This window comes from Agrobacterium vitis (assembly GCF_014926405.1).
Classification (GTDB): Bacteria; Pseudomonadota; Alphaproteobacteria; order Rhizobiales; family Rhizobiaceae; genus Allorhizobium; species Allorhizobium vitis_H.
Map to the genome: position 1 here is coordinate 647,466 of NZ_JACXXJ020000005.1, position 23,591 is coordinate 671,056.

Annotated in this window: 25 protein-coding genes; 7 read left to right on the forward strand and 18 right to left on the reverse strand. The window is 59.5% G+C overall.

Translation table 11 applies throughout. The features are described 5' to 3' along the window. Positions 1–84 precede the first annotated feature (84 nt). The 3 genes from IEI95_RS14035 to IEI95_RS14045 all read right to left on the reverse strand — a co-directional run bounded on the left by IEI95_RS14035 (position 85) and on the right by IEI95_RS14045 (position 3,164). A complete protein-coding gene (locus IEI95_RS14035) occupies positions 85–1,269 on the reverse strand; it encodes a benzoate/H(+) symporter BenE family transporter (protein ID WP_156536984.1) in 1,185 nt (394 codons plus the stop codon). A 173-nt stretch (positions 1,270–1,442) separates the two neighbouring features. Further along, entirely contained in the window at positions 1,443–2,024 is a 582-nt protein-coding gene (locus tag IEI95_RS14040) for an ATP-dependent Clp protease proteolytic subunit (protein WP_070164160.1), read from the reverse strand. A 231-nt stretch (positions 2,025–2,255) separates the two neighbouring features. After that, the gene (locus IEI95_RS14045; protein ID WP_194416590.1) at positions 2,256–3,164 is read right to left on the reverse strand and encodes a metallophosphoesterase family protein; all 909 of its coding nucleotides are present in this window, start codon (positions 3,162–3,164) and stop codon (positions 2,256–2,258) included. Positions 3,165–3,203: 39 nt separating this feature from the next. Between IEI95_RS14045 and IEI95_RS14050 the strand changes: the two genes are divergently transcribed. After that, on the forward strand, positions 3,204–3,707 hold the full coding sequence (locus IEI95_RS14050; RefSeq protein WP_420360047.1) for an NUDIX domain-containing protein: 504 nt from the start codon (positions 3,204–3,206) through the stop codon (positions 3,705–3,707). On the opposite strand, the gene IEI95_RS14055 is transcribed toward IEI95_RS14050, so the two are convergent. Beyond that, complete coding sequence (locus IEI95_RS14055; RefSeq protein WP_156534681.1) at positions 3,689–4,657, reverse strand: glutathione S-transferase family protein; 969 nt, start codon at positions 4,655–4,657, stop codon at positions 3,689–3,691. The two genes, IEI95_RS14050 and IEI95_RS14055, sit on opposite strands and share 19 nt — an antisense overlap. A 304-nt stretch (positions 4,658–4,961) precedes the next feature. Here IEI95_RS14055 and IEI95_RS14060 point away from each other — a divergent pair, with 304 nt between their 5' ends. Then, the gene (locus IEI95_RS14060; protein WP_156534679.1) at positions 4,962–5,534 is read left to right on the forward strand and encodes a GNAT family N-acetyltransferase; all 573 of its coding nucleotides are present in this window, start codon (positions 4,962–4,964) and stop codon (positions 5,532–5,534) included. 209 nt (positions 5,535–5,743) lie between these two features. Here IEI95_RS14060 and IEI95_RS14065 read toward each other — a convergent pair whose 3' ends face one another. The 9 genes from IEI95_RS14065 to IEI95_RS14105 form a co-directional block, all read right to left on the reverse strand. Further along, entirely contained in the window at positions 5,744–6,010 is a 267-nt protein-coding gene (locus IEI95_RS14065) for a hypothetical protein (RefSeq protein ID WP_156534677.1), read from the reverse strand. Then, positions 6,007–6,858, reverse strand: coding sequence for an MBL fold metallo-hydrolase (locus IEI95_RS14070; protein WP_156534675.1), 852 nt, complete (start codon positions 6,856–6,858; stop codon positions 6,007–6,009). The genes IEI95_RS14065 and IEI95_RS14070 overlap by 4 nt, the downstream gene beginning before the upstream one ends. A gap of 122 nt (positions 6,859–6,980) precedes the next feature. Then, complete coding sequence (locus IEI95_RS14075; protein ID WP_234894687.1) at positions 6,981–7,322, reverse strand: hypothetical protein; 342 nt, start codon at positions 7,320–7,322, stop codon at positions 6,981–6,983. A 31-nt stretch (positions 7,323–7,353) separates the two neighbouring features. Then, on the reverse strand, positions 7,354–7,782 hold the full coding sequence (locus IEI95_RS14080) for a GNAT family N-acetyltransferase (protein WP_156534671.1): 429 nt from the start codon (positions 7,780–7,782) through the stop codon (positions 7,354–7,356). 8 nt (positions 7,783–7,790) lie between these two features. Further along, positions 7,791–8,297, reverse strand: a complete 507-nt coding sequence (locus IEI95_RS14085; protein WP_156534669.1) for an HXXEE domain-containing protein — start codon at positions 8,295–8,297, stop codon at positions 7,791–7,793. Then, the gene (locus IEI95_RS14090) at positions 8,297–10,366 is read right to left on the reverse strand and encodes a hypothetical protein (protein ID WP_156536982.1); all 2,070 of its coding nucleotides are present in this window, start codon (positions 10,364–10,366) and stop codon (positions 8,297–8,299) included. The genes IEI95_RS14085 and IEI95_RS14090 overlap by 1 nt, the downstream gene beginning before the upstream one ends. A 1-nt stretch (position 10,367) precedes the next feature. Continuing rightward, positions 10,368–13,196 (reverse strand): DUF4159 domain-containing protein, encoded by a 2,829-nt coding sequence (locus IEI95_RS14095; RefSeq protein ID WP_194416592.1) that lies wholly within the window; start codon positions 13,194–13,196, stop codon positions 10,368–10,370. Continuing rightward, positions 13,196–14,158, reverse strand: a complete 963-nt coding sequence (locus IEI95_RS14100; protein ID WP_156534663.1) for a DUF58 domain-containing protein — start codon at positions 14,156–14,158, stop codon at positions 13,196–13,198. Before IEI95_RS14100 ends, IEI95_RS14095 begins: the two co-directional genes overlap by 1 nt. 15 nt (positions 14,159–14,173) lie before the next feature. Next, positions 14,174–15,187, reverse strand: a complete 1,014-nt coding sequence (locus tag IEI95_RS14105) for an AAA family ATPase (RefSeq protein WP_156534661.1) — start codon at positions 15,185–15,187, stop codon at positions 14,174–14,176. A 200-nt stretch (positions 15,188–15,387) separates the two neighbouring features. On the opposite strand from IEI95_RS14105, the gene IEI95_RS14110 reads away from it, so the two are divergent. Genes IEI95_RS14110 through IEI95_RS14120 form a run of 3 tightly spaced genes read left to right on the forward strand, consistent with a single transcriptional unit; the run spans position 15,388 to position 17,923 of the window. Continuing rightward, a complete protein-coding gene (locus IEI95_RS14110; protein WP_156534659.1) occupies positions 15,388–16,011 on the forward strand; it encodes a DUF1285 domain-containing protein in 624 nt (207 codons plus the stop codon). Continuing rightward, positions 16,008–16,664, forward strand: a complete 657-nt coding sequence (locus tag IEI95_RS14115; RefSeq protein ID WP_070164172.1) for a CoA pyrophosphatase — start codon at positions 16,008–16,010, stop codon at positions 16,662–16,664. The genes IEI95_RS14110 and IEI95_RS14115 overlap by 4 nt, the downstream gene beginning before the upstream one ends. Continuing rightward, positions 16,661–17,923, forward strand: coding sequence for a CCA tRNA nucleotidyltransferase (locus tag IEI95_RS14120; RefSeq protein ID WP_156536981.1), 1,263 nt, complete (start codon positions 16,661–16,663; stop codon positions 17,921–17,923). The genes IEI95_RS14115 and IEI95_RS14120 overlap by 4 nt, the downstream gene beginning before the upstream one ends. Before the next feature lie 6 nt (positions 17,924–17,929). Here the strand turns inward: IEI95_RS14120 and IEI95_RS14125 are convergent, their stop codons facing one another. From IEI95_RS14125 to hemF, 3 genes are all read right to left on the reverse strand, one after another. Beyond that, a complete protein-coding gene (locus tag IEI95_RS14125) occupies positions 17,930–18,163 on the reverse strand; it encodes a DUF1059 domain-containing protein (protein WP_156536980.1) in 234 nt (77 codons plus the stop codon). Positions 18,164–18,356: 193 nt separating this feature from the next. Continuing rightward, positions 18,357–18,644, reverse strand: coding sequence for a hypothetical protein (locus IEI95_RS14130; protein ID WP_049777216.1), 288 nt, complete (start codon positions 18,642–18,644; stop codon positions 18,357–18,359). A 197-nt stretch (positions 18,645–18,841) separates the two neighbouring features. Continuing rightward, on the reverse strand, positions 18,842–19,756 hold the full coding sequence (hemF, locus tag IEI95_RS14135) for an oxygen-dependent coproporphyrinogen oxidase (RefSeq protein WP_156536979.1): 915 nt from the start codon (positions 19,754–19,756) through the stop codon (positions 18,842–18,844). Positions 19,757–19,928: 172 nt separating this feature from the next. On the opposite strand from hemF, the gene IEI95_RS14140 reads away from it, so the two are divergent. After that, a complete protein-coding gene (locus IEI95_RS14140; protein ID WP_015916725.1) occupies positions 19,929–20,207 on the forward strand; it encodes a hypothetical protein in 279 nt (92 codons plus the stop codon). A 186-nt stretch (positions 20,208–20,393) separates the two neighbouring features. Beyond that, the gene (locus IEI95_RS14145) at positions 20,394–21,353 is read left to right on the forward strand and encodes a flagellin N-terminal helical domain-containing protein (RefSeq protein WP_156534649.1); all 960 of its coding nucleotides are present in this window, start codon (positions 20,394–20,396) and stop codon (positions 21,351–21,353) included. 36 nt (positions 21,354–21,389) lie between these two features. Here the strand turns inward: IEI95_RS14145 and IEI95_RS14150 are convergent, their stop codons facing one another. After that, positions 21,390–22,832, reverse strand: coding sequence for a ribonuclease E domain-containing protein (locus IEI95_RS14150; RefSeq protein ID WP_194416593.1), 1,443 nt, complete (start codon positions 22,830–22,832; stop codon positions 21,390–21,392). 239 nt (positions 22,833–23,071) lie between these two features. Beyond that, complete coding sequence (locus tag IEI95_RS14155) at positions 23,072–23,557, reverse strand: tRNA (cytidine(34)-2'-O)-methyltransferase (protein WP_156534644.1); 486 nt, start codon at positions 23,555–23,557, stop codon at positions 23,072–23,074. Positions 23,558–23,591: the final 34 nt, after the last annotated feature.

Below are 23,591 nucleotides of genomic sequence, written 5' to 3' on the forward strand. Positions count from 1 at the left end.
TGGCCCAATGTCTTCATACTTCAATCTATAATCAGCGGTTTCCGGGCTGGCAAGGGCAATTTTCATCAAGGCTGCGGATGATGGTCAGCGCCGTAGCCGGACGGCGAACTGCGTCAGCCCCAGCATGGCCAGACCGCCGATCAATCCCCAGAAGGCGGCGGAAATGCCGAGAAGCGAGATACCCGAGGCGGTGACCAAAAAGGTGACGGCGGCAGCCTCGCGGGTCGTGGGTTCGCGGAAAGCCGAAACGATTGACCCGGAAAAGGCGCCAATCAGCGCAAGGCCCGCGACCGATTCGATCAGGATGGCGGGTGCCAAGCCTACAAAGGAGGTGACGACGCCGGCCAAAAGCCCAAGCACCAGATAGCCAACGCTGCCGATCATCGCCGCCCAATAGCGCCGCTGCGGATCGGCATGGGCATCATGGCCCGCCGCCATGGCGGCTGTGACAGCGGCGAGATTGATGGCATGGGCGCCGAAGGGCGCGGCAAGGGCGGTGAAAAGGCCGGTAATGGTGAAAAGTGGACCCGGCCTTGGGTGGTAATCATGCACTTTCAGCACGGCGATGCCTGGAATGTTCTGTGAAGCCATGGTGACGATAAACAGGGGCAATGCGATGGAAACCATCGACGCGAATGTGAACGTCGGCATCACGAATGCAACCGGCGGCACGAGGGAGGCACCCAATGCCGAGAATGCGCCGTCGGGCAGGGGAACGGCGAACACCAGGACCAGAACGAAGGCAGCAAGAGCGGCGGGAACGGCAAAGAGCCGGTTGATGGTGCCGACAATCGCCCAGGCGAGCAGGATTGGCAGGCCGAGCAGCGGGCTTTCTTCGATGGCTTTGAACGGGGCAAAGCAAAGGCCGACGATCACCCCTGATAGCATAGCATTGGCCAGCGGCGCGGGAATGGCGCCAATGGCCCGGCCAAGCGGCTTGAACAGCCCGGCAATGACGATCAGCGCGGCGCAGCCCAGAAACGCCCCGACCGCTGCTGAAAAACCGCCTTGCGGCACACCGGCGGTGACCAGCAGGGCGGCACCCGGCGTCGACCAGGCAATGGAAATCGGCATCCGCGTCTTGAGACAGACGATAAGGCCGCAAATGCCCATGGAGACCGACAGCGCCATCAGGCCGGAAGCCGCCTGCAGATCGCTGGCCCCAACCCCTTTCAGCCCTTGCAGAATAACAGCAAAGGAACTGGCAAAGCCGACAAAGGCGACCAGAAGGCCCATGAACAGGCTTTGCGGAGAAAATTGTTTCAGCATGCGGATGGTCCCGGCACCAGTATCGATCTGGCTGGAACATCAGGTTCTAATGAAACACGCAAGGCTGAGATCGGGCAAACGGGTACGTATCGAAACACATTTGCGATGGCAGGCACATAAAACAAAACCCCGCCGGATTGCTCCGACGGGGTTGTATCGTCATGGTTGTAAAATCAGATTTCCGACTGGCTTTCGACGATCTTCGACACCAGGCCGTAGTCCTTGGCTTGTTCAGCCGACAGCCAGTAATCGCGGTCGATGTCCTTGGCGATCTTTTCTTCTGTCTGGCCGGTGGCCTTGGAGAAGATCTTGATCAGGCGCTCGTTCATCTTGATGATTTCGCGGGCCTGGATTTCGATATCCGAGGCCATGCCGCGTGTGCCGCCCGAGGGTTGGTGCAGCAGGAAGCGGGTATTGGGCAGGCAAAGACGCTGCTCCTTCGGAACCGAAACATAGATCAGCGCGCCAGCGGATGCGACCCAGCCGGTGCCGATAATCCAGACCTTCGGCTTGATGAACTTGATCATGTCATGGATCGAATCGCCGGATTCGACATGGCCGCCGGGAGAATTGACGTAGACGCGAATGTCGTCGTCGCTGGCGGCAGCCAGAGCCACCAGCTGTGTGCAGACCTTCTGCGCCAGTTCCTGGGTGATCCCGCCATAGATGAAGATTGATCGCGACTTGAAAAGATTCGCTTCCGTTTCCTTGCCGAGCGGCAGTTCCTTGCTCTTGTCGTCGTCTTCTTCGTTCATTCGGCAATTCCTCATTTGCGTTTTGCTCACCCGAACCGACCGCGTCTTGGGCCATCACAATGACCCATAGGCTGCGGACGGGACGCTTACCACTTCCTATGCAAATAGTGCTTATCAAGGCTTAAAACAATGCCGGAAAAAGGCAAGCGTGGACGCAGTGAACAGGAAGTTGATCCTGTATATCGATTTTTCAGGGACTTGTTCGGCGAGGGGATTGCCGATTTAGCAGGATCAACCCGACAATCTCTGGTTATGGGTCAGGGATACCTCGCTGGTATCACCCGTCAGCGCATAGCGTTCCCAGTCCAGCACCCACGCCCCTGACGCGCCGGAAATTGAAAACAGGTTATAGGCAGCCTGCGGCTTCTTGCTGCCCGGCCCCTGGCTGGCCGAGGCAATACCCACCACCGGCACGCGGCCATGGCGATTGTGCAGCCAGTTCAACGTGTTGAGATGGGTATGGCCATGCAGCACCAGTTCGGCCCCGCCCAGCGAGATCGCGGCGGCAAAGCGGCGGATGCCGATCATCCGCTTGTGCTGCGAGGCGGCACCCCGAACGGGTGGATGATGGATCAGCACCACCCGGAACAAGCCCTCTTCGCCAGCCTGACGCAGCAATTGGGCGGTTTCACGGGCCTGGCGCGAGCTGAAATAGCCACTGGCGGAAAAGGGCGGGGTGGCGATGGAGGTGGAACAACCGATCAGCCCGACCGGTCCCCGGCGGCGAAAGGTCGGCCAAAGCTTGAAATCCTTGCGCCAGATGTCCGGGTCCGTGTCGCCGCGGACATAATCATACCAGGCATGCATTGCCTTTTCGTGGGCGCCGGGCACATAGGCATCGTGATTGCCCGGCACGACCGATGTCGTGGCCGGTGGGCCGACCGTGCTCAGCCATTCGGCGGCCTTGTTGATTTCCAGCCCTGATGCCAGGTTGACGAGATCGCCGGTCACGGTCAAATGGTCGGGCGCTTTGGCGTGAATATCGGCCACCAAGGCCTCCAGCGTGCCGGAGACCATATGCTTTGCCCGGTTGCGGTGCCAGTTGACATAACCTGTGATGCGCTTCGATGCCAATTCTCGAAACGTGAGATGCGGCATAGGCCCCAGATGAATATCGGATATATGGGCGAGTTTGAACATGAACCTTATCTATACATTCGGGGAAGCGAGGCAAGCGCGATGACAGTGTATTCATCAGGGTCTCAACCGGATGACAGCCGGTTGAGTTCCGTGAAAAAATGTGTGGTGCGGCTGTTGCACATTTATTTTGCCATCACACGCGGCATGACGCTTGGGGTGCGGGCCGCCTGTTTTGATGATCAGGGCCGGATTTTTCTGGTGCGGCACACCTATCTTCCCGGCTGGTACATGCCCGGCGGCGGGGTGGAGCGCGGCGAAACGGCGAGCCAAGCGCTGCAAAAGGAATTGCGCGAAGAGGGCAATCTGGTTATGACCGCGCCGCCCGTTCTGTTGCAATCCTACCTGAACCGCACCGCCAGCCGCCGCGATCATGTGTTGTTTTACCGCACCCTGGTGCGCCAGACCGCGCCGCGCCTGCCGGACCGGGAAATCGCCGAATCGGGCTTTTTTGCCCTCGATGCTCTCCCGGAAGGAATCACACCCGCTACCCGGCGCCGCCTGGCGGAGCTTGTCACGGATGGGCCTTACGCCGATCTCTGGTGAAGAAAGGCGAGTTCCGGTCCGACCGGTATGATTCCCGTCGGGTTGATGGTCTTGTGGCTGCCATAGTAATGGCGCTTGATATGGTCGATATTGACGGTCTCAGCCACGCCCGTCCAATGGTAGAGCGCCGAGAGACAGGCAGATAGCGCCGGATAATCGGCAATGCGGCGGATGTTGCATTTGAAATGGCCGACATAGACCGCATCAAACCGCACCAGCGTGGTGAACAGCCGCCAGTCCGCCTCGGTCAACGTGTCACCGATCAGGAACTGACTGGAGGAAAGCCGTTGCTCGAGCATGTCCAGCGTTTCAAACAGCGGCGTGACTGCTTCTTCGTAAGCCTCTTGCGTGGTGGCGAAACCCGCCTTGTAGACGCCGTTATTAACGGTGTCGTAGATGCGGTCGTTTAGCGTATCGATCTCGCCCCGCAGCGGTTCGGGATAGAAATCCTTGCTATCGCCTGTGAGCGTATTGAAGGCGGAGTTGAACATGCGGATGATGTCGGCGGATTCGTTGGAGACCACCATATTCAAATGCTTATCCCAAAGGACAGGCACCGTGACCCGGCCGCTATACTGCGGATCGGCCTTCAGATAGACCTGCCAGAGATAATCCGCACCGAACAGATGATCGCCGGTGGCCGCGCCGTCCTGCTGAAACGTCCAGCCATTTTCCAGCATCAGCGGATGGACGACGGACACTGAGATTAACGCTTCAAGCTTTTTCAATTGGCGGAAAATCAGTGTGCGATGCGCCCAGGGGCAGGCCAGCGACACATAGAGATGGTAGCGCCCGGCCTCAGCCTTGAAACCGCCATCACCGGTCGGCCCCGGTGCGCCATCAGCGGTCAACCAATTGCGAAACCGGCTGGCCGAGCGCTGGAAATGCCCTTTGGTGGCTTTCGTATCGTACCAGATGTCGCTCCAGACGCCATCAACCAGCATGCCCATCGGCTCTTCCTTCCATCGCTGTTTCAAATTTCCGTTGTTCTTATATGCGATGCTGGCGAGGAATTGCGATGATTTGGCTGATGAACAGTGTGTTTTGGGATAAAGCATCGTACCGAAACGTGGAAACCGTTTTTCTGCACGATGCTATAGACGGTCGGAAAATTTGTTGTTATGCAAATTCCCATCGAAATTGGATAGTGATCCCATGACCTTCTGCCGGAACCTGCGACGACGCTGATGCTCTCGACCATCCCTGTGATGGTGTGAACACTCCTGCGCAATTCGCTATACGGTTCCGGTCTTCATGCAAAAGCACGATCTCGTCTACCTCACCGAGGATGCGTCTCACGACGCCATTATCGAACTCATCAACGCGGAAGCTTTCGGTCCTGGCCGGTTCACACGAGCTGCTGCCCGTATCCGGGAGCAGGGCCCGCATGATCGCACGCTGTCCTTCGTCTGCGCCGATCAGGGCGAAACCATTGCCTCGGTGCGCATGACCCCGGTGCTGGCCGGAACAGTCAAAGGCCATATGCTCGGCCCGCTTGCCGTGCGCCCCTCCCATAAATGCCTGGGCATTGGCCGGGAACTGGTGCGCATTGCCATTGAAGCCGCTCGGCGGAGCGGTTCCGAAGCGGTGATCCTGATCGGCGATCCGCCATACTATATGCCGCTCGGCTTTGAAAAAATCGCTTACAATGCCCTGGCATTCCCCGGTCCGGTCGATCCCGGTCGCGTGCTGGTCGTGCCACTGGCTGAGAATGTGCATGCCCGGCTGAAGGGCGTGATTGGCTGGCGAAAGGATGAGGCAGGGAGCACCGACGGCGCGGCCGATGACGCGGATTACGAACCGTTGCTGTTGGTCGCTAACGGTTGAAGTGGCTCAGTCTCTGTTGCCAAGCTTAGCGGATAAGATCTGCAGGATTCGGTGCGAATGGAATATCGGCCGGGCCGATATGCTGGAACGAATCCTTCAGTTTTTTCAACACGGCTTCATCGGCTGTGGTGATTTCATAATAGCTGCTGTCTATGGCGCGGATCGTCAGCCAGTTGTCATGGGTTGCGTTTGGAAAATACCCGCTGAACTCATCCCCAGATGACCTGTGTCGTTTGTTTGGCAAGGGCTAGCAGCTCCTGGCCTGTAATCACTGCGTCCCGGTTTGCTAGCAGTTCCAGTTTTTCGCCGCCGTCCCCGGTGGCGTCAAACCACTCAAGCTCAGGCAAACCGGATTTGACTGTTGAAACCCGCCAGACTGCTTGCAGCGATCGAGGTGCCAGAAGACGCAGAAGATCGCGCAGATCAAAGGGCAGCACGCCATTCTTCATCACGTCATGGATTCTGATGGTTTTCACGGCATCTCGTCTTTCTTCTGTAGGGTTTCAAACCGATAGGCGGCACCTTCTTTCGTGATGGAACCGACACCCGGAAAGGGCAGGTGCGCGGCGGCAATCAGATAGCCATCGTTCGCGGCCTGCTCGAAAACCTGCGCGCGCGCCTTGGCGGCACTCGGCTGATCATAATCGAAATCGATGGTGATGGCGGGATCGCGAAACTGCACGTTTTCGCCATGGACGATATCGCCGACGAACAGCATGGCCGTCCCCTCGCTCTCAAACTGGATCGCCAAATGGCCGGGCGTATGACCGGCACGCAATGTTGCGCTGAAACCGGGAAGGATCGGCCCGTTGTCGTCAAAAATCGTCAGCCGTCCCTCGGCCTCATACGGGTCAAGGCAAAGATGCGCCCGGCCGATCTGGCCCTTGACCCGTTCCGTCGCATCAGGCGCATCGGCAGCACCCGGCGACAGCCAGAAACCCGCTTCAGTGCGGCCGGCGAGGACCATGGCGTTGGGGAAAATCGGCGCACCATCGCGTATCAGTCCGCCGGTGTGGTCGGCATGGATATGGGTGAGAATGATGTCGTCAATATCGGCTGGGCTGAGGCCGAGTGCGTTCAGCCCGGCAGAAAGCTTGCCATGGTCCGGCCCGAAGAGTTGGCCGGAACCAGCGTCAATCAGCACGATCCTTTCAGGTGTCTTGATGAGGAAGCAGTTGACGGACAGCGAGGTCGCTGCATCTGCAAACCCCTCCGCGACAGGCGCACCATTGCGGCGATAAAGCTTGCTGACATCGGCGGTCAGAACGCCATCCTGAATGGCGAAGATCTGCGCCGCTCCAAGTGTGAAGTGATAGGGGGGCATGGGGAGTTCCTTGGACGGGGGGACAAGCGAATATCGAGGCTTACAGCTGTTTTCTCATCCAGGTGACGCTGTAACTCTCTGCCGGGTCTGCCAGACTGCCAAATGTTTCATACCCCAGTTTTTCATAGAGCCGTCGGGCAGTTGGATTCATGGTATCCACTATAGAAGCTTTGCATCCTCGCCTTCTGCCTTCTGCCTTCGCCTTCGGCCAGCATAAGCAACTGACTGGCAAGCCCCTGACCGCGACGATATTCGGGGACAAACAACAATTCAGTATAAAGCCAGGCTCTACCTGTGTATCCGATTAAACCGCCATCAACGATTCCATCCCGGTCTTTAAGCGGGATGAAAAGTTTTCGTCGTAGACTGAGATGTTCTCTGTTAAAATCGAGTATTGCCGTTTCAATGGTTTCAAGGGCGTCTTCGGGCACGTCATCAAAAATCTCAAGCACCAATTTGTCCATCGCCGTCCCTCATGCCGCCACAGAGCTGCAATCACCACCGCTTCACCATCATCGTAAGCGCAAAGTTGTCGATAAAATGCTCAATTGTCCCGAAAACCTCATAGCCATATTTTTGATAGGCCTTTGTCGCAACCGGATTGGCGGTTTGAATATGCGCGCCTTTGCAACCACGCTTGCACGCCTCATTCTCTGCCAAAGCCAGCAATTTTCCTGCAAGGCCTTGGCCACGAAGCGCTTCTGGAATGAATATAATGTCGATATCCAGCCAGCCTCTGGCGGTGCGCCCAATCAATCCGCCCAAAATCTCCCCATCATGATGTTCAATGGGGATAAACAGGCTTTTATGACCACCCGTTTTACCAAACATCACATCATTATGAGCTGTCAGCCAGCCGGAGATCAGGGTTTGGGTGTCGGACGGCACCTCATCCAAAACTGCAAGCGAAATATCGTTCGTCATCGCAAATCTCATTTATGTTTATAAAATAACCAAATTATCCCATGAGCTAACAAAAGAGCAACAAGAGCGAGAGGAACTTGCAGAACTGCTCCAGCACTGAGGAGCAGTAACAGATCATAGCCAGAGAAAATCACCTTCTCAATGACATAGTGAGCAAACCAGACACCTGAAGGAAAAATCAAAAATGCAGCAGTCCAGCCGCCGGGCAGCGGATTTTTCGTGAAAATCACGTTTGCGATGTGACTGATGGCATTCGCGAAAATGGCAGCATAGCTCAATGTGAACAGCGTGAATGCAAGATGGCTTCCCGTCCATAGCAGCCAAGCGGCGAGCATCAAAAATGCAATCGATAATAGTGTTACAGCAACACAAAACGGATATGTTTTGTACCACCGTACAAGCCGGGTTGACCGGCTTTTTTCAGCCCAAATCGCAATACCACGCGCCTCTTCAACATTATGCAGAACAAATATCAAAACCGCAGCCCACACAAAAAACGGCGGTATTGAACTCATCACCGTCCCTCGCGCCACCACATCGCCGAAACCGCAAACAGCAGCAGAGCCAATCCGCCGAATCCGGCAAACAAGGGCAGGGTGTCCACGCCTTTCAGCAGGGTTTCGCTGGTCATGCGGATCGCCATGCGCTCGCCGTCGCTGCTGCGGACCGGGCCGCTGACGGGCAGGATGTCGGGAACGGATACACCGCTGGCCCCGTTGTCCAGCCGCTTGATCAGGCCGTGGGTGGTGTCCGACACTGGCTTCATGATGTCAGGGGTGGAGATCATCGCCTTGAATTCCGGCGCATCCACCGCGCCGATATGGACGAGGGTGGAAAATTCGCCATTGGCGATGGTGAACAGGCCGGTTTCCGCCATCCGCTGTTCCGCCGTGAAGCGGCCCGGTTCGGTCTGGGTCAGGGTCACGTCCTGCACCTTGCCGGAGGGGCTGGTGATGGTGGCGGGGCCGGGGTCATTGCCGATGGTCTGGCGGGTAATGGTCAGCATCCGGCCGCTGGCACGTGCCGTCAGGGCTTCTTCCTCCAGCTCCGGTTCCTTCATCAGCCAATGGGCGATGCGGCGGTAAAGCGCCACATGCGGGCCGCCGCCTTCAAAGCCGCGCGCCCAGAGCCAGCCCTGGTCGGACAACAGCATGGCGACGCGGCCTTGGCCGGCGCGGTTCAGCACCAGCAGCGGCTTGTCATTGGCGGTCATGACCGTTTCGCCTTGCGGCGGATCGACATCGACGCTGCGGAACCAGCGGCCCCAATGCGGCGGCTCGGATGCGGCGCCATCGAGATCGCGGGTCACGGGGTGTTTCTTGCCAATCTCCGACAAACGCGGATAAAAGCCACCCTCCTGCATATTGCCGGTCGGCGCTGCGGGCAGAACCGAGGCGAGCGGGGTCATGGCAATCGAATCCTGACCGGCATGTTCGGGGCCAGCCGCAATCAGCAGCGCGCCGCCCTTGCGGACATATTCGGCGATATAATCATAGTAGAGGATCGGCAGCACACCGCGGTGCTGGTAGCGGTCGAAGATGATCAGGTCGAAATCACTGATCTTTTCGACAAATAGCTCGCGGGTCGGAAAGGCAATCAGTGACAACTCGTTGATCGGGGTGCCATCCTGCTTTTCCGGGGGCCGCAGAATGGTGAAATGCACCAGATCCACGGAGGCATCGGATTTCAGCAGGTTGCGCCAGGCGCGCTCACCAGCATGCGGTTCACCTGACACCAGCAGCACCCGCAGGTTCTGACGGATGCCGTCGATCAGATGCACGGTCTTGTTATTGGTTTCCGTCACTTCGCCGGGCAGGCCGGAGACGGAAAATTCCAGCACATTGCTACCGGCGCGTGGCACGGCAAAGGAATAGGGCGTTTCCGCACCCGGCACGGCGGTAAACGAACCGCCATCCTGGCCATTGATCCGCACGGTTACGGTAGCGGGCTGGCTGCCCTTCACTCCTTCATCGATTACCCGAAGCGACATGTCCTGGTTCTGGCCGACAATGCCAAAACGGGGGGCGCGCACCACTTCAATGCGCCGGTCGAATTCATTGGCTTTGCCGGTCAACAGCGTATGGACCGGCGCATCCATGCCCAGCGTTTTCAGATTGGATGGCACATCATGCACTTGTCCATCGGTGATGAAAATCGCCGCCCCAACCCGGGCTGGCGGCACGTCGGATATCGCCGAGGACAGGGCTTCGAACAGCCGGGTCGATGGCGTGTCGGCGTTTTCCGGCGTCGAGGCTTCGACAATACGCGGCTCTATGCCGGGGAAGCGGGCCAACTTATCCTTGACGCCCTGCAAGGCCTGATCGGTCATCGCCTTGCGGCTGGCGATATCGGTCTGGCTCTGGCTGCGGTCAACGATCACAGGCACCACGGTTGAGAGCTTGTCGCGGTTCTCAGACAGAAGCTGCGGATTGGCGAGGGCGGCGATCAAGGCGGCAAAGGCGATCAGCCGGATCGTTGCGCCGCGTATGCCACGGCGAAAGCCGATAGCCGCGACGGCCAGCGCCAGCAAGGCCAGCGCGGCCAGCGCCCAGAGAGGCAGGAAGGGGGAGAAGGACAGGCTCATCTTATTGACCCAGCCTTTCCAGCAGGGCCGGAACATGGACCTGATCGGCTTTGTAATTGCCGGTCAGCATATACATCATGATATTGACCCCGACGCGGTAGGAGATTTCCCGCTGATTTTCATCGGGCGGCACGGTCGGCAGCATGGGGACACCATTGGCGTCGATGGCCCAGGCGGAAAGAAAATCATTGCCGGTGATGATGATCGGTGACACGCCATCACCGCCCGAGGTCAGGCCGTTCTGGCTGGCGCGGGCCTCCTGCCTGGCCTCGACCCAGAGTGGGCTGCCCGTATAGCGGCCCGGATAGGTATGCAGCAGATAGAAGGACCGGTTGATCACATGGTCCTTCGGCACCGGCTCCAGCGGCGGAATATCGATATTGGCAAGAATTTCGCGCAGGCGCTCGCCATTGGCGCTGGCCCCGGCATCTCCTTGCCCACCCATACTGCCCAATTGGTCGCGGGTGTCGAACAGCACCGTGCCGCCGGAGCGCATATAGGCGTCGATCCGGCTGATGGCCTCGGCGCTTGGCATCGGGGCGCTGGCCGAAATCGGCCAGAAGATGATCGGGTAGAGCGATAGTTCGTCCTTGGCAATGTCCAGCCCGACCGGCGCGCCCGGCTCCAGCGTGGTGCGATAGGTGAGAAATTCGGTGAGCCCGCTCAGGCCCCGTTCCGAAATGCTATCGACGTCCTGCTCCCCGGTCTTCACATAGGCAAGATGGGTCGTATCCAGCCGTTGCAGTAACACGTCATCGCCCGGCTTGGTGTCATTGGCAAAGCTACGGTCCGCAGGCAGCAGGGCCAGTGCTGCGGCCAGGACCACGAGAGCACCAGCGCTTTTGGCGATCCGGGCTTTCGGCATCCGGGCAAAGGCTCCGCCCATGAGAAGGACGACCAGACTGTCGATGATGAACAGAGCCAATGCGATACCCAGCAGCGGCGGCTTCAGCGGTGTAGCACTTGCCCCGGCCAGCGGCTCGCGCACCACCGGAACCGTCACGTCCTCGAGGTTTATCGGTTTCAGTTCGGCACCTGCTGGCAGAAGGTTCAGGGCAGAAAATCCATCTTCGGAGCCGTAAAGGCCGGGTGGATTGTCAAACGTTGCGGCAGGTGGGCGTTTAGCTCCCAGCTCCAGCGGCTTGGCATTGCTGGCCTCGGCGGTCAGTCCGCCATGCTCGGTCAGCAGCCGGTACGGCGGCAGGCTGGCGGCTGCGGCGGTCGCATTGCTACCGGTATTGGCCCCGCTAGCATGGGCCATCTGCACGACCCGGCGCAGCATTTCCACGAAATCGCCTGAGATCGGTAGATTGGACCAGCTGGCCTCGGCGCTGACATGGAACAGCACGATGCGCCCGGCACCGCTATCCCTGGCGGTGACCAGTGGCGTGCCATCGGCAAGGCTTGCCCAGGTGCGGCTGGCGAGATCAGGGGTCGGTTCAGCCAGAACCTGCCGCTTGACCAGCACGCCATCGGGTGGCGCAAGCCCGGCAAACGGGCTGGTGGGCGGGAAGGGGGCCAGCGGTTGCGGCTCCGACCAGGAGAGTGCGCCGCCCAATTGGCGTTCGCCCTGGCGCAGAATGACCGGCACCAGCGGATCATCGGCAGGGGCAGCGGCAAGCCTTGGCCCGGCAAAACGGATCAGCGTGCCGCTGCGTTGCAGCCAGCGTTGTAGCTGTTGCTGCACATCCGGCGGCAGGCGGCCGATATCGGCCATGATCAGGGCCGAGGGGTTCTGCTGCAACAGTTCGGGAATGGCTCTGGCCAGATCCTTGTCATTGGATTTGATCAGATCGGCATAGGGTTGCAGCGCCCGCTGAATGTAATAGAGCGGCGATAGCAGCGGCTGGAATTCGTCATTGGCGTCACCGGCGAGAAGCGCGACCTTGCGGCGGCGAAAGCCGTCATCCAGCAGCTGGACGGCACCGGCTGTGCCATAACCAGCAAGGCTCAACCGGGCAAAATCATTGCGCAACTCGAAAGGGGCGGCAATCTCAGCCGTGGCGACGCTTTGCCCGGCGGCAAAACTGGCGGTGCCTGACGCAATCGGCCGGCCCTGCTGGTCCTGCGCATCGACGATGATCTGTTGGGGATCGGCAGGCGACAGACGTGTCACCTTTGCGACAAGCTGATCGACGCCATTGGTGGCACCGGTCAGGGCGATACTCGCCTTGCCGTCATCGGTGATTACGCGCAATTCGGCAGGGGCAAGGGCAGAGAACTGGCTGCCGATCTGTTCGCTTTCGCTGGCCGCAAGACCATCGCTCAGGAAGGCCAGCGTGCCGGGCTTGGTTCCCTTCAGCCCTGCCGTCAGCGCGGTGAGGGCGCGGTTGCGGTCCGGCGTCAAAGGCCGGGGCCGTGCGGCGCTCAGCCTTTCGCGGGCGGTGGCGGCATTGACGGGGACGGCATCCTGGGTCAGGTCGGCGGTCAGCACCAGGGAAATCGGTAGATTGCTGCTTTCGGCCTCATCGATCAGGCCGTTTGCCGTCTCGACGCGGCGCTCCCAATCGGTGACGCTGGCCCAGCTGTTGTCGATGACAAGAACCAGCGGACCGCCACCGGCAACCGATGTGCCGCGCGGGTTGAGCACCGGCTCGGCCAAGGCCAGAATGACCAGGGTTGCCATCGCCATGCGCAGCAGCGTCAGCCACCAGGGGCTTCGGGCCGGGGTTTCCTCGCGCTTCAGCACGCGGGCCAGAATGCGCAGCGGTGGAAACACTTCCATCTGCGGGCGCGGCGGTGTCAGTTTCAGCAGAAACCAGATGGCTGGCAGCACGACGAGCGCGCCGAGCAGCGCAGGAGTGACAAAAGCAAGCGGAAGGCCACCCATTACGCGCCTCCACGGTGGGAAAGCTGCGGCGCCCCGGAGAGATGCATATGCACCTTGACCAGCGCTTCGGAGGCCAGTCGGTCGGTGAGATGCGCGGTAAAGCTCCAGCCCAGCCGCCGCAATTCCTCGCTCAAGGCTTCACGGCGCAGGAAATAGGCGCGGCGATAGTCTTCCCGGATGTTTTCGGCGCGGCCCGATACCAGCTTTTCGCCGGTTTCCGGGTCGGTAAATTCGGTGCGGCCCGCATAGGGAAACAGTTCTTCCGCCGGATCGGCAACTTCGATGACATGACCGCGCAACCCGCGCCGGGCCAGCGGTGCAATGCCCGCCATAATCGCATCGGGATCATCAAGAAAATCACCGATCAGCACGATATCGCTGGCATTGCGGATCATCGCCGTATCGGGAAAGCCCTGATTGGGCAGGCCGCTCAGGTCCGGCGCATGGATCAGCGCTGCCGCCAGCCGCTCGGAGGCGTTGCGGGCGGACATCGGTTCCATGATGCCGGGGCAGCCGATACGCTCGCCGGAGCGCGCCAGCACTTCGGCCAGCGCCAGCATCAGCACCAGCGCCCGGCTTTCCTTGGAAACACTGCCGAAGCGGGATTTATACATCATTGAGGGCGACAGATCGGCCCAGAGCCAGATCGTGTGGGCCGCTTCCCATTCGCGGTCGCGGATATAGAGATGATCGTCGCGGGCCGAGCGGCGCCAATCGATTCCGGCCAGGCTTTCGCCCTCCGCATAGGGGCGGAACTGCCAGAAATTTTCGCCAATGCCGCGTTTTCTGCGGCCATGCCAGCCGGAAATGACGGTATTGGCGATGCGCTTGGCTTCCACCATGCAATCGGGAATGAGGGCAGCGCGTTGGCGGGCGCGGGCCAGAACATCCCCGGTCGGGGTTTTCTCGACGATCCGTCCGTCAACAGGCCCTCTGATCGCTTCCGGTGCAAATCCTGCCAAAACGCTACCGCTCCCTCACGCTTTGCTGTGCTTGATCAAGCCAGCGATCACGTCACGCACCGCCATGCCTTCGGCACGGGCCGCAAAGGTCAACGCCATCCGGTGCTGAAGCACCGGTTCGGCCAGCGCATGCACATCGTCAATCGATGGGGCAAGGCGTCCTTCGTAAAGTGCACGGGCGCGGGCGCACAGCATCAAAGCCTGTCCGGCGCGTGGACCGGGACCCCAGGCCACATGCTTGTCGGTTTCCGTATGACCTTGGCCGGGCCGGGCGGCACGCACCAGCGACAGGATGGCATCGACCACGCTGTCGGGCACCGGCATCTGGCGGACCAGCTTCTGGATGTCGAGCAGGCGGGGCGCATCCAGCACGGCGCTGGCATGGCTATCACTGATACCGGTCGTGTCGAGCAGGATCTGCCGTTCTGCCGCCAGATCCGGATAGCCGACATCGACCTGCAACAGGAAACGGTCGAGCTGGGCTTCCGGCAGCGGATAGGTGCCTTCCTGTTCCAGCGGGTTCTGAGTGGCCAGCACATGGAAAGGGGCGGGCAGATCATAACGCTGACCGGCAATGGTAATGTGATATTCCTGCATGGATTGCAGCAGGGCGGATTGGGTGCGCGGGCTGGCCCGGTTGATTTCATCGGCCATCAGCAATTGCGCAAACACCGGCCCCTTGACGAAGCGGAAGGAGCGACGGCCATGCTCGTCCTGGTCCATCACTTCGGTGCCGAGAATGTCCGACGGCATCAGGTCGGGGGTGAACTGGATGCGGTTGGCGTCCAGCCCCAGCACGGTGCCGAGCGTCGTCACCAGCTTGGTTTTGGCCAGGCCCGGCACGCCGACCAGCAGCGCATGGCCGCCGGAGAGAATGGCGAGCAGGGTGTTTTCCACGACCTTTTCCTGGCCGAAAATAACCTTGGAGACCTCGGCGCGCACGCTGGCAATCTCGGCCAGGGCCTGTTCAGCCAGAGCGACGATGGCTTTTTCATCGAGCGCGGTGTCCGTGGTGTTGATCATGCCCATGGCGGTCTCCGTTGGCTCATATCGTCATTGGTAGGTAAGGCAGGCCTGTGCCGATTGCCAGAAGAATCGATCATTACGTGTATCGGCACAGTTTATCTAACTTATTCCCCGTGAGGCGGCTGACAAGCGGGTTTCAAATGACTATCTCGTGTCCCATGTCTCACTTCGATGTCTAATAAGGTTAAAACCGGGACGCAAACATGGCAGGCGACGAAAACAATGACGCGGGCGATGCGGCTGGATTGGCTGCAATGATTGCCCGCGCCGCCGACCAGACGGCAGGGGGCAAGCCCGGCCTTCCACCGGTCGAGCGCTGGAATCCGCCGTTTTGCGGCGATATCGACATGGAAATCCTGGCCGATGGAAGCTGGCTCTATCTCGGCACGCCGATTGGCCGTGTGCCCTTGGTGCGGTTGTTTTCAACCGTGCTGCGCAAGGACGAGGATGGGCGGACCTATCTGGTCACGCCTGTGGAAAAACTGGGAATCAAGGTCGCAGACGCCCATTTCGTCGCCGTGGAAATGATGGTTAGTGCAAGGGATGGCGAAGCTGTTTTGACCTTTCGCACCAATGTCGGCGATCTGGTCGAGGCTGGGCCTGAGTATCCACTGCGGTTTGTGATCGAGGGCGAACACCAGCAATTGAAGCCCTATCTTGCCGTGCGCGGACGGCTGGAGGCGTTGGTATCGCGCGCCGTGACCTATGAGCTGATGGCGCTGGGTGAGGTAGTGGATATCGATGGGCAGGCGATGTTTGCCATCCGCTCTGGCGGCGAGACATTTGCCGTGATGCCTGCCGCTGACCTGAATGGATTGGCCTCATGACGGAAACCGACCGCAACGATCTTGTCCTGCCAAGCTTCACCGCCGATGAATTTCGCAGCCGGGCGCAGAGCCAAAGCGGTGCGCCACTGGAAACCGCTTGGCGCGACCATGGCGATCATGTGTTGAATGCCGAGATATTGCTGAAGCTGGAAGGCCTGCGGCTAAAGGATGCCGCCGTGCTGGTGCCGGTGGTGGATGACGGCAATGATACGCGGATCATCCTGACCCAGCGCACCACAACGCTGCGCAAGCATTCCGGCCAGATTGCCTTTCCCGGCGGCGGTATCGATGATGCCGATGCAAGCCCGGAAGCGGCGGCGCTGCGCGAGGCGGAAGAGGAAATCGGCCTTGATCCGCGCTTTGTCGAGACTGTCGGACGGCTGCCCCATTATCTCGCTGGCACCGGCTTTCGCATCACGCCGGTGCTGGCGGTGGTGCAGCCGGGATTTCAACTGACCATCAACCCGGATGAAGTGGCCGATGTGTTCGAAGTGCCGCTATCCTTCCTGATGAACCCGGACAATCACCGCCGCGACAGCAAAGTCTTTAATGGAACGACCAGGCATTTTTATGTGATGCCCTATGGCGAACGCCAGATTTGGGGCATTACCGCAGGCATTCTGCGCACGCTTTATGAAAGGCTTTATGCATGACGACGGTTGCGGATCGGCCCTGGTTTCAGGATGCGGCGCTGGCCAAGGTCTTTGCCCTGTTGAACGCCGATGGCGGCGAGGTGCGGGTAGTGGGCGGCGCGGTGCGCAACAGCCTGCTGGGTGAACCGGTTGGCGATATCGATCTCGCCACCACGCTTGTTCCCTCCGAAGTGACGGCTCGGGCCGAGGCGGCAGGCATCAAGGCAGTGCCAACAGGCATCGAGCATGGCACAGTGACGCTGGTGATCGGCGGCAAGCCGTTTGAAGTGACGACGCTGCGGCGCGACATGGAAACCGATGGCCGCCACGCCGAGGTCGCGTTCGGCACCGACTGGCAGGTGGATGCCGAGCGACGGGATTTCACCATCAATGCGCTCTATGCCACGGCGTCCGGCGAGGTGATCGATCCGGTCGGCGGGTTGGCGGATCTTCAAACTGGCACGCTGCGGTTCATTGGCGAAGCCCGCCTGCGGATTGCCGAGGATTATCTGCGGGTGCTGCGCTTCTTCCGGTTTTTTGCCTGGTATGGGCGCGGACGCCCGGATGCGGACGGCCTGCGGGCCTGTGCGGCGGCGCGTGATGAATTACACCGGTTGTCTGCCGAGCGGGTCTGGTCGGAGACGAAAAAGCTGCTCTCGGCAAAAGATCCTGGCCGGGCGCTGCTGTGGATGCGCCAATCCGGCGTGTTGACGGCGATCCTGCCGGAAACCGAAAAATGGGGGATCGATGCCATTCCGGGCCTGATTGCTGCGGAAACGGCCCTGAATTGGCAGCAGGAGCCGCTGTTGCGGCTGGTGGCAATGGTGCCTGATAACCCTGAGCGGATGAAGGGATTGGCCGAGCGGCTGAAACTATCGCGAGCCGAGGCGGAGTTTTTGCAGCGCTTTGCCACCGCGCCGAAGATCAAGGACGACATGGTCGATCTTGCTCTCGACCGGTTGCTTTATCGGCACGACAAGCCCGGAATTATCGCGCAATTAAAGCTTTCGCTGGCTTCAGCCCGTGCCAAGGCAGAAGGGGATACCACCAGCATGGCGGCGTCAGCCCGCTGGTTTAGGCTGCTGCAACGGGCGCAGGCTTTCGAAAAGCCGGTCTTTCCCATAACCGGCAGCGATGCCATTGCCGCCGGTCTTGCGCCCGGACCAGAGATTGGTCGGGTGTTATCGACACTGGAAGACAACTGGGTTCAAGCCAATTTCACCTTCAGCCGGGAAAAGCTTCTTTCCCGGCTTAAAGAGGCGGTCACGCCGTCAGGTTAATTGCACTCAGGCGGCGTGGTTGGCGGAATTGTCATCCGCTTGGCGGTTTGCCTTCATGGAGCTGCCGCCGGTTTCGATAATCCGCGCCCGGACCGTCGGGACGATATTGTCTCGGATCACGCTGTCTCCATGTACCATGCGGATATGGTCAACCGCACGATGCACCACCTCGGCTTCTTCCTTGGCATGCGTATGCCATTCGCAACCGGGTACGAGACGTCCACATTCGAATTGTTTCATGGCTCTTTCCTCCCGAAGCATTGCTGCGGCGAGGGGGCGTTGGCAACGACCCCTCAAAGGTCAGTGCTTCCTGTTATTTAGGAATTATCGCATGAAGCTTGCTAAACGCCGCGCCTGGCGGCTTTTCGCTCTCTTCCCATTGCTATGAAGGGACATGTCCATCCCTTCATAAGCTATTGTTTCGCCAGACCATTTATTCCGGCATCGCCCAGGCGTAAAACACCGAGCTTGATCCGTTGACCGTGTTTTTGCTGACCATTTTATGGGCGTCGTTGGCGCGATGTTCGCGACCATGCAGGCCGGCAAGCCGCAATTTTGCCTGTTCGACAAAGTAGCAATGCGGCAGGTTGGCATCGCTGGACGCCTTCAGGTCATGCGCCATGCGATCGATGAGTTCCGCCGTGTCGATCAGTCGGTCGCGACCGGTCCGATCTGCTGAATTCGTCATGTCCGTGGGAATAGTCATGCTGTGCGTAGCCATTGCAATCCTCCTCCTCATTCCATAGGCGACAGGATAACACGGGAACGCGACATGCCAATGTTAATTTTCGATTAACGGGGCTGTAATGCAGTTTTTGTTAATCAAGATAATATGAATTGAACGTTATCGCAGCGAAAGCCTCCTACAATTATGGGGTTTCTGCTGCGATCAGACCCATTCTGAAGCAGATTTCCGCCTCAAGGCCAGCCGACGAGGGGCGGCAGCGACGACAAAATCGATTCGACATTGCCGCCGGTCTTCAGGCCGAAAATCGTGCCGCGATCATAGAGCAGGTTGAACTCCACATATCGGCCACGGCGCACCAGCTGCTCTTCCCGGTCTTCATCTGTCCATGGCGTGTTGAAGTTGCGACGAACCAGATCGGGATAGACGGCAGCGAACTGGCGTCCGACATCCTGCACGAAGGCGAAATTGGCGGCCCAGAGGTCGAATTTTTCCCCGGCATGCAGCCAGTCGAAGAAAATGCCGCCGATGCCACGCGGTTCCTGGCGGTGCGGCAGAAAGAAATACTCCTCGCACCACGCTTTGTAATGGGGATAATCGGCGACGTCAGGATGGGCCGCACAGGCGGCTTCGAGAGCGGCATGAAAGGCAACGGTATCGGCATCGTCCTGCGTTCTGCGTCGATCCAGCACCGGGGTCAGATCCGCCCCGCCACCGAACCATTGGCTGGTGGTGACCACTATGCGCGTGTTCATATGCACCGCCGGAACATGCGGATTGCAGGGATGGGCGATGAGTGAAATGCCCGAGGCCCAGAACCGGGGGTCTTCCTCGGCACCCGGCATCTGCTTGCGAAATTCCGGCGAAAATTCGCCATGCACCGTGGAGGTATGAACGCCGACCTTCTCGAACACCCGGCCGTTCATCATCGACATGCGTCCGCCACCGCCAAGCCCTTCTTCACGCTGCCAATCCTTAGGCGTGAAGCGTCCGGGGGGGCGATCGCTCAAGGGGCCGGTCAATTCGTCTTCCAGCGCCTCAAAGGACCGGCAGATCTGGTCACGAAGGCTTTCGAACCAGGCGCGGGCGGTGGCCTTCTTTACCTCGATATCCTCAGGCAAGCCTTTGGGCAGAATGGGCCGTTGCATATGCTCTCCCTGTCGCCGCTTTCATCAGATCCCGGCGTGTTGATCGAAGCACGGTGACTATCAGATCCAGCGCGGTTGTGCCATCGCCGCCGAGCCACCTGATACTGGAAAAACCATCGCGCATGGCTTATCATCGGGTCTCGACAGGCCGGGTCTAGAAAGGATTGTCACCATGACAGGAAAGCGTCCTCTTCCGCCGCTCGACGGCCTGAAACGGCAGATTGCCCGCCATCGTGATCGACAGACAAAAGAACGGGGGCAGGCGATACGCGATGCCTCGCCCTTCATTCGGGAAACCTTTCGCCTCAACCGGGAAGAGGCCCGGGCCAAGGCACGGGAATGGTTCGATGCCTTTCCCAAAGCCGCCTACTGGACCGAAGTGGAAAGCTGGCGGCAATTGGAGGGTGATGCCATCGAGTTCACCATGCGGCGCTTGTCGTCTGCGGATTGAAGTGGGGTACGATGCCGCACATCTTTCAGCAGCCTGGCGTTGAATATTTCCTAATCGTTAAAATTGCATCCTTTGCCGAAAGGTGATGGAAATAACTCGTAGATTATAAATCCCTTACATTGTGGGGTATTTTTCTTCAAAGCGCCAGTCATGCGGTTTGAAACCCACGACGTTGAAGGGGGCAGCATGGATTCCGTATCGATTAATTCCACGTCTGCATCGGCCCTGTCTCTCCTGAGCGGGTCTTCGAAGGCGCTTGAAGCGACCCAGACCAAGGTTGCAACAGGCAAGAAGGTCGATGACGCCTCTGATAATGCTGCCTATTGGTCGATTGCCACGACGATGAAATCCGACAGCCTGTCGCTGTCGAGCGCCGAGGATGCCACGGCCCTGTCGGCTGCCGTCTCCGATACCGCCGCACTTGGGCTGGAGCAGGCGACGGGGCTGGTTTCCGACATTCAGGCCAAGCTGATTGCATCCAAAGCTGCTGGTGCCAACAAGGGGGCGATCAATGACGAGATCAGCCAGCTCAAGGACCAGCTTTCAACCGTGGCGGACTCCTCCAGCTTCAACGGCCAGAACTGGCTGGCGCTCGACAGCAACCAGTCACCGAAAGTGACCTCGATGGTGTCTTCGGTCGGCTCGGACGGCAGCGGCAATCTGGCCGTCAACGTCACCAATTTCGACACGGCGCAAAGCGTGCTGACCAGCAAAAACGATGCGAGCGATGGTATTCTGACGCGCTCGACGCTGACCATTGGCGCCAATGGAAGTGCTAACGAATATTATCTGCTGAATGTCGGTTCCCAGACGCCAGCCGCGCCGACGGCGGCGGAAATTGCCATTTCTGATGATACGTCGAATGCGCAGATCGACGCGATGATCGGCGCCACCCAATCGATTCTTTCCAGCATCACCGATGCAAGCGCCGCCGTGGGCGCCACCCAGAACCGGATTTCCAACAGCTCCGATTTGATGAAGGATCTACAGGATACCGCCACGGTCAGCATTGGTCGCTTGACCGATGCCGATATGGAAGAGGAAGCCACCAAGCTTTCGGCGCAAAGCGTCCAATCCCAGTTGCAGACCGCTAGCCTCAGCATTGCCAACAGCCAGCAGAAGAGCCTCGCACAGCTGTTCATGTGACAGCTGTGCCAAGGTGATGGGTCTTGCAAACACGCCTTACCGCTTGCGCGATCTGTTGCGCTTGCTGGTATTGCCTGGTTGATTGCTGGCTTGCTTAACGGGCGCGGGCGTATTGGCGACAGCGACAGGCTCGGAAATCGTTTGGACAGGCGCTTCGGGAACCAATTCGTCAGGAGCCAGCATCTGCGCAGTGTCTGTATTGTCTTCAGGGGTGACCGGCTCGGAGAGCGGGGCATCGGCTGACTGCGGCGGGATGGCGTCGTGGGTGTTGTCGGCTGCCACCGCGTCGATGGGTTCGGCAGATGGCTCCAGCTCCGGTTCCAATGAAACCGGCTCATCAACGATAACTTTCTCATCATCGTTTCTGTCATTGTCGTTCATGGCGCTGGCCTGGGGGGCGTTGGCATGGGGCGCGCTGGCTTGCGTGGGCATGTCATTGGCTTCCGCCACGACAGGCGGAACGACCAGAGCCAGAAGCGGCGGAATTGCATTTTCAACCAGTGCGTCTGTGCTCGCTGTCTCCGAGACATTGGCGGGTGACGCGGACAACGTCTGCGCCAAAAGATCCGTGATTTTCAGCGCTCCCGGCAGGGATGTGTTGGTCGAATGGCCGGCGCGTGCGACGCGGACGATATTGGTCACCGGAGCTGTGGCATTCAATTCGCCGTACCAGTCGAGTTCGCCGATGATCGCCAAGGGGGGCGAAAACGGCGCGGGCAGTGCGACCCGGGTGCTGAACGTGATGATCTGCAACCGCTCGGCCAAGATGGAAAGCCGTTCGGGTGCTTCTTTTTCAATGGCGTTCAGCGCTTCAGCAACGATCAGGTTGCCTTTGGAATGGCCGGTGACGAGGTTGAACCGCAGATCCGGGTGGCACAGCAGCGCCTGGACCGTATCGGCATCGAGACTGGTGCGACGCGGCGGTTGCGATGGTTTCGGGCGGCGCTGGTAGGCACCGAATTGTGGGCGTCCGACCAGATCGTCGATCATCTCGAAATTGCGGCGCAGAAAGCCCAGCGGGCCAAAGAAGAAAGCCCCGCCCAATGCTTCCGCGACGACATCGCCAAGTCCATAGCCGGACACCACCGCGCAGACCGGTGCCTCGATGGCGTCTGCGACATTGCGGGCAAAGGCGGCGGCCCCGGCAGCCGAGCCACCAATGCCCGCCACCGCCATGGCCCGCACCTCGCGGCCACCGCGCAGCAGATATTCATCCACCGTTTCGCACAGCGTCAACATGCCCTGTCCGGTGGGTGGCACGATCATGATCAGCCCTTCGGCGGCCAGCGCGTCGCTGATATAGAAGGCCTCATCAGAGGTCAGCGCTCTGATGTCGTAATAGAGGGCGTCGAGGCTGCTGTTGCGCAAACGCCAGGGCTCCAGCGCGGCATTGCGCAAGGGCCGCTTTTGCAGCCTTTCTGGCAGCGATAGCGATCGGGCAAATTGGGTCAAGCCAAAGGTGAAGGCTGTCTCGAACATTGGTCTTCTCCCATGTGTTTTGTTGCGTTGCAACTTATGGGCGCGCAATTCGATTAGCAACTGTTACTTTATTTTTTTTGCACTAACGGAAAAGCTGTATTGGCTCATGATTGCAAATCCAGCTTCAATGATAGCACGGCCTAAACCGGCTGGCTTTGCGCAAAGCCAAATGTCCATGCATAAGCCACTCTGGCGCTTATCGTGATAGAAGCATTTGTAAAATCAGGCAATTTTGGGGATCAGCCCCGTGTTTGGCGCAGCGCCTCACCGGCGATCATCGCTGCCGACATGGCGACATTGATGGAGCGCTGGCCCTCGACCATCGGGATCAGGATGCGGGCATCGGCGCCGTCATGGACATGATCAGGCACACCGGCGCTTTCGCGGCCAAACAGCAGGATGTCGTCGGGCTGAAAGGCAAGTTCGGTATAGGGCATGGCCGCCTTGGTGGAGGCCAGAACCAGCCGGCGTCCGCTGTTCTTGCGCCAATCCTCAAATTGCGCCCAGTTGACATGCCGGGTGAGGGTGACGGCGGCGAGATAGTCCATTCCCGCCCGCTTCAGATTACGGTCTGACAGGTCAAAACCGGCAGGCTCGATAATATCGACGCCGAGGCCAAGGCAGGCGGCGAGCCGCAGGATCGTGCCGGTATTGCCGGGAATATCCGGCTGGTAAAGGGCGATGCGGAGCGTGGAGGGGGAGACGCCGGGGATGCTATTGGTCATGGCGTTTGAATATCGGCTTCGCTGCGGCCTGTCT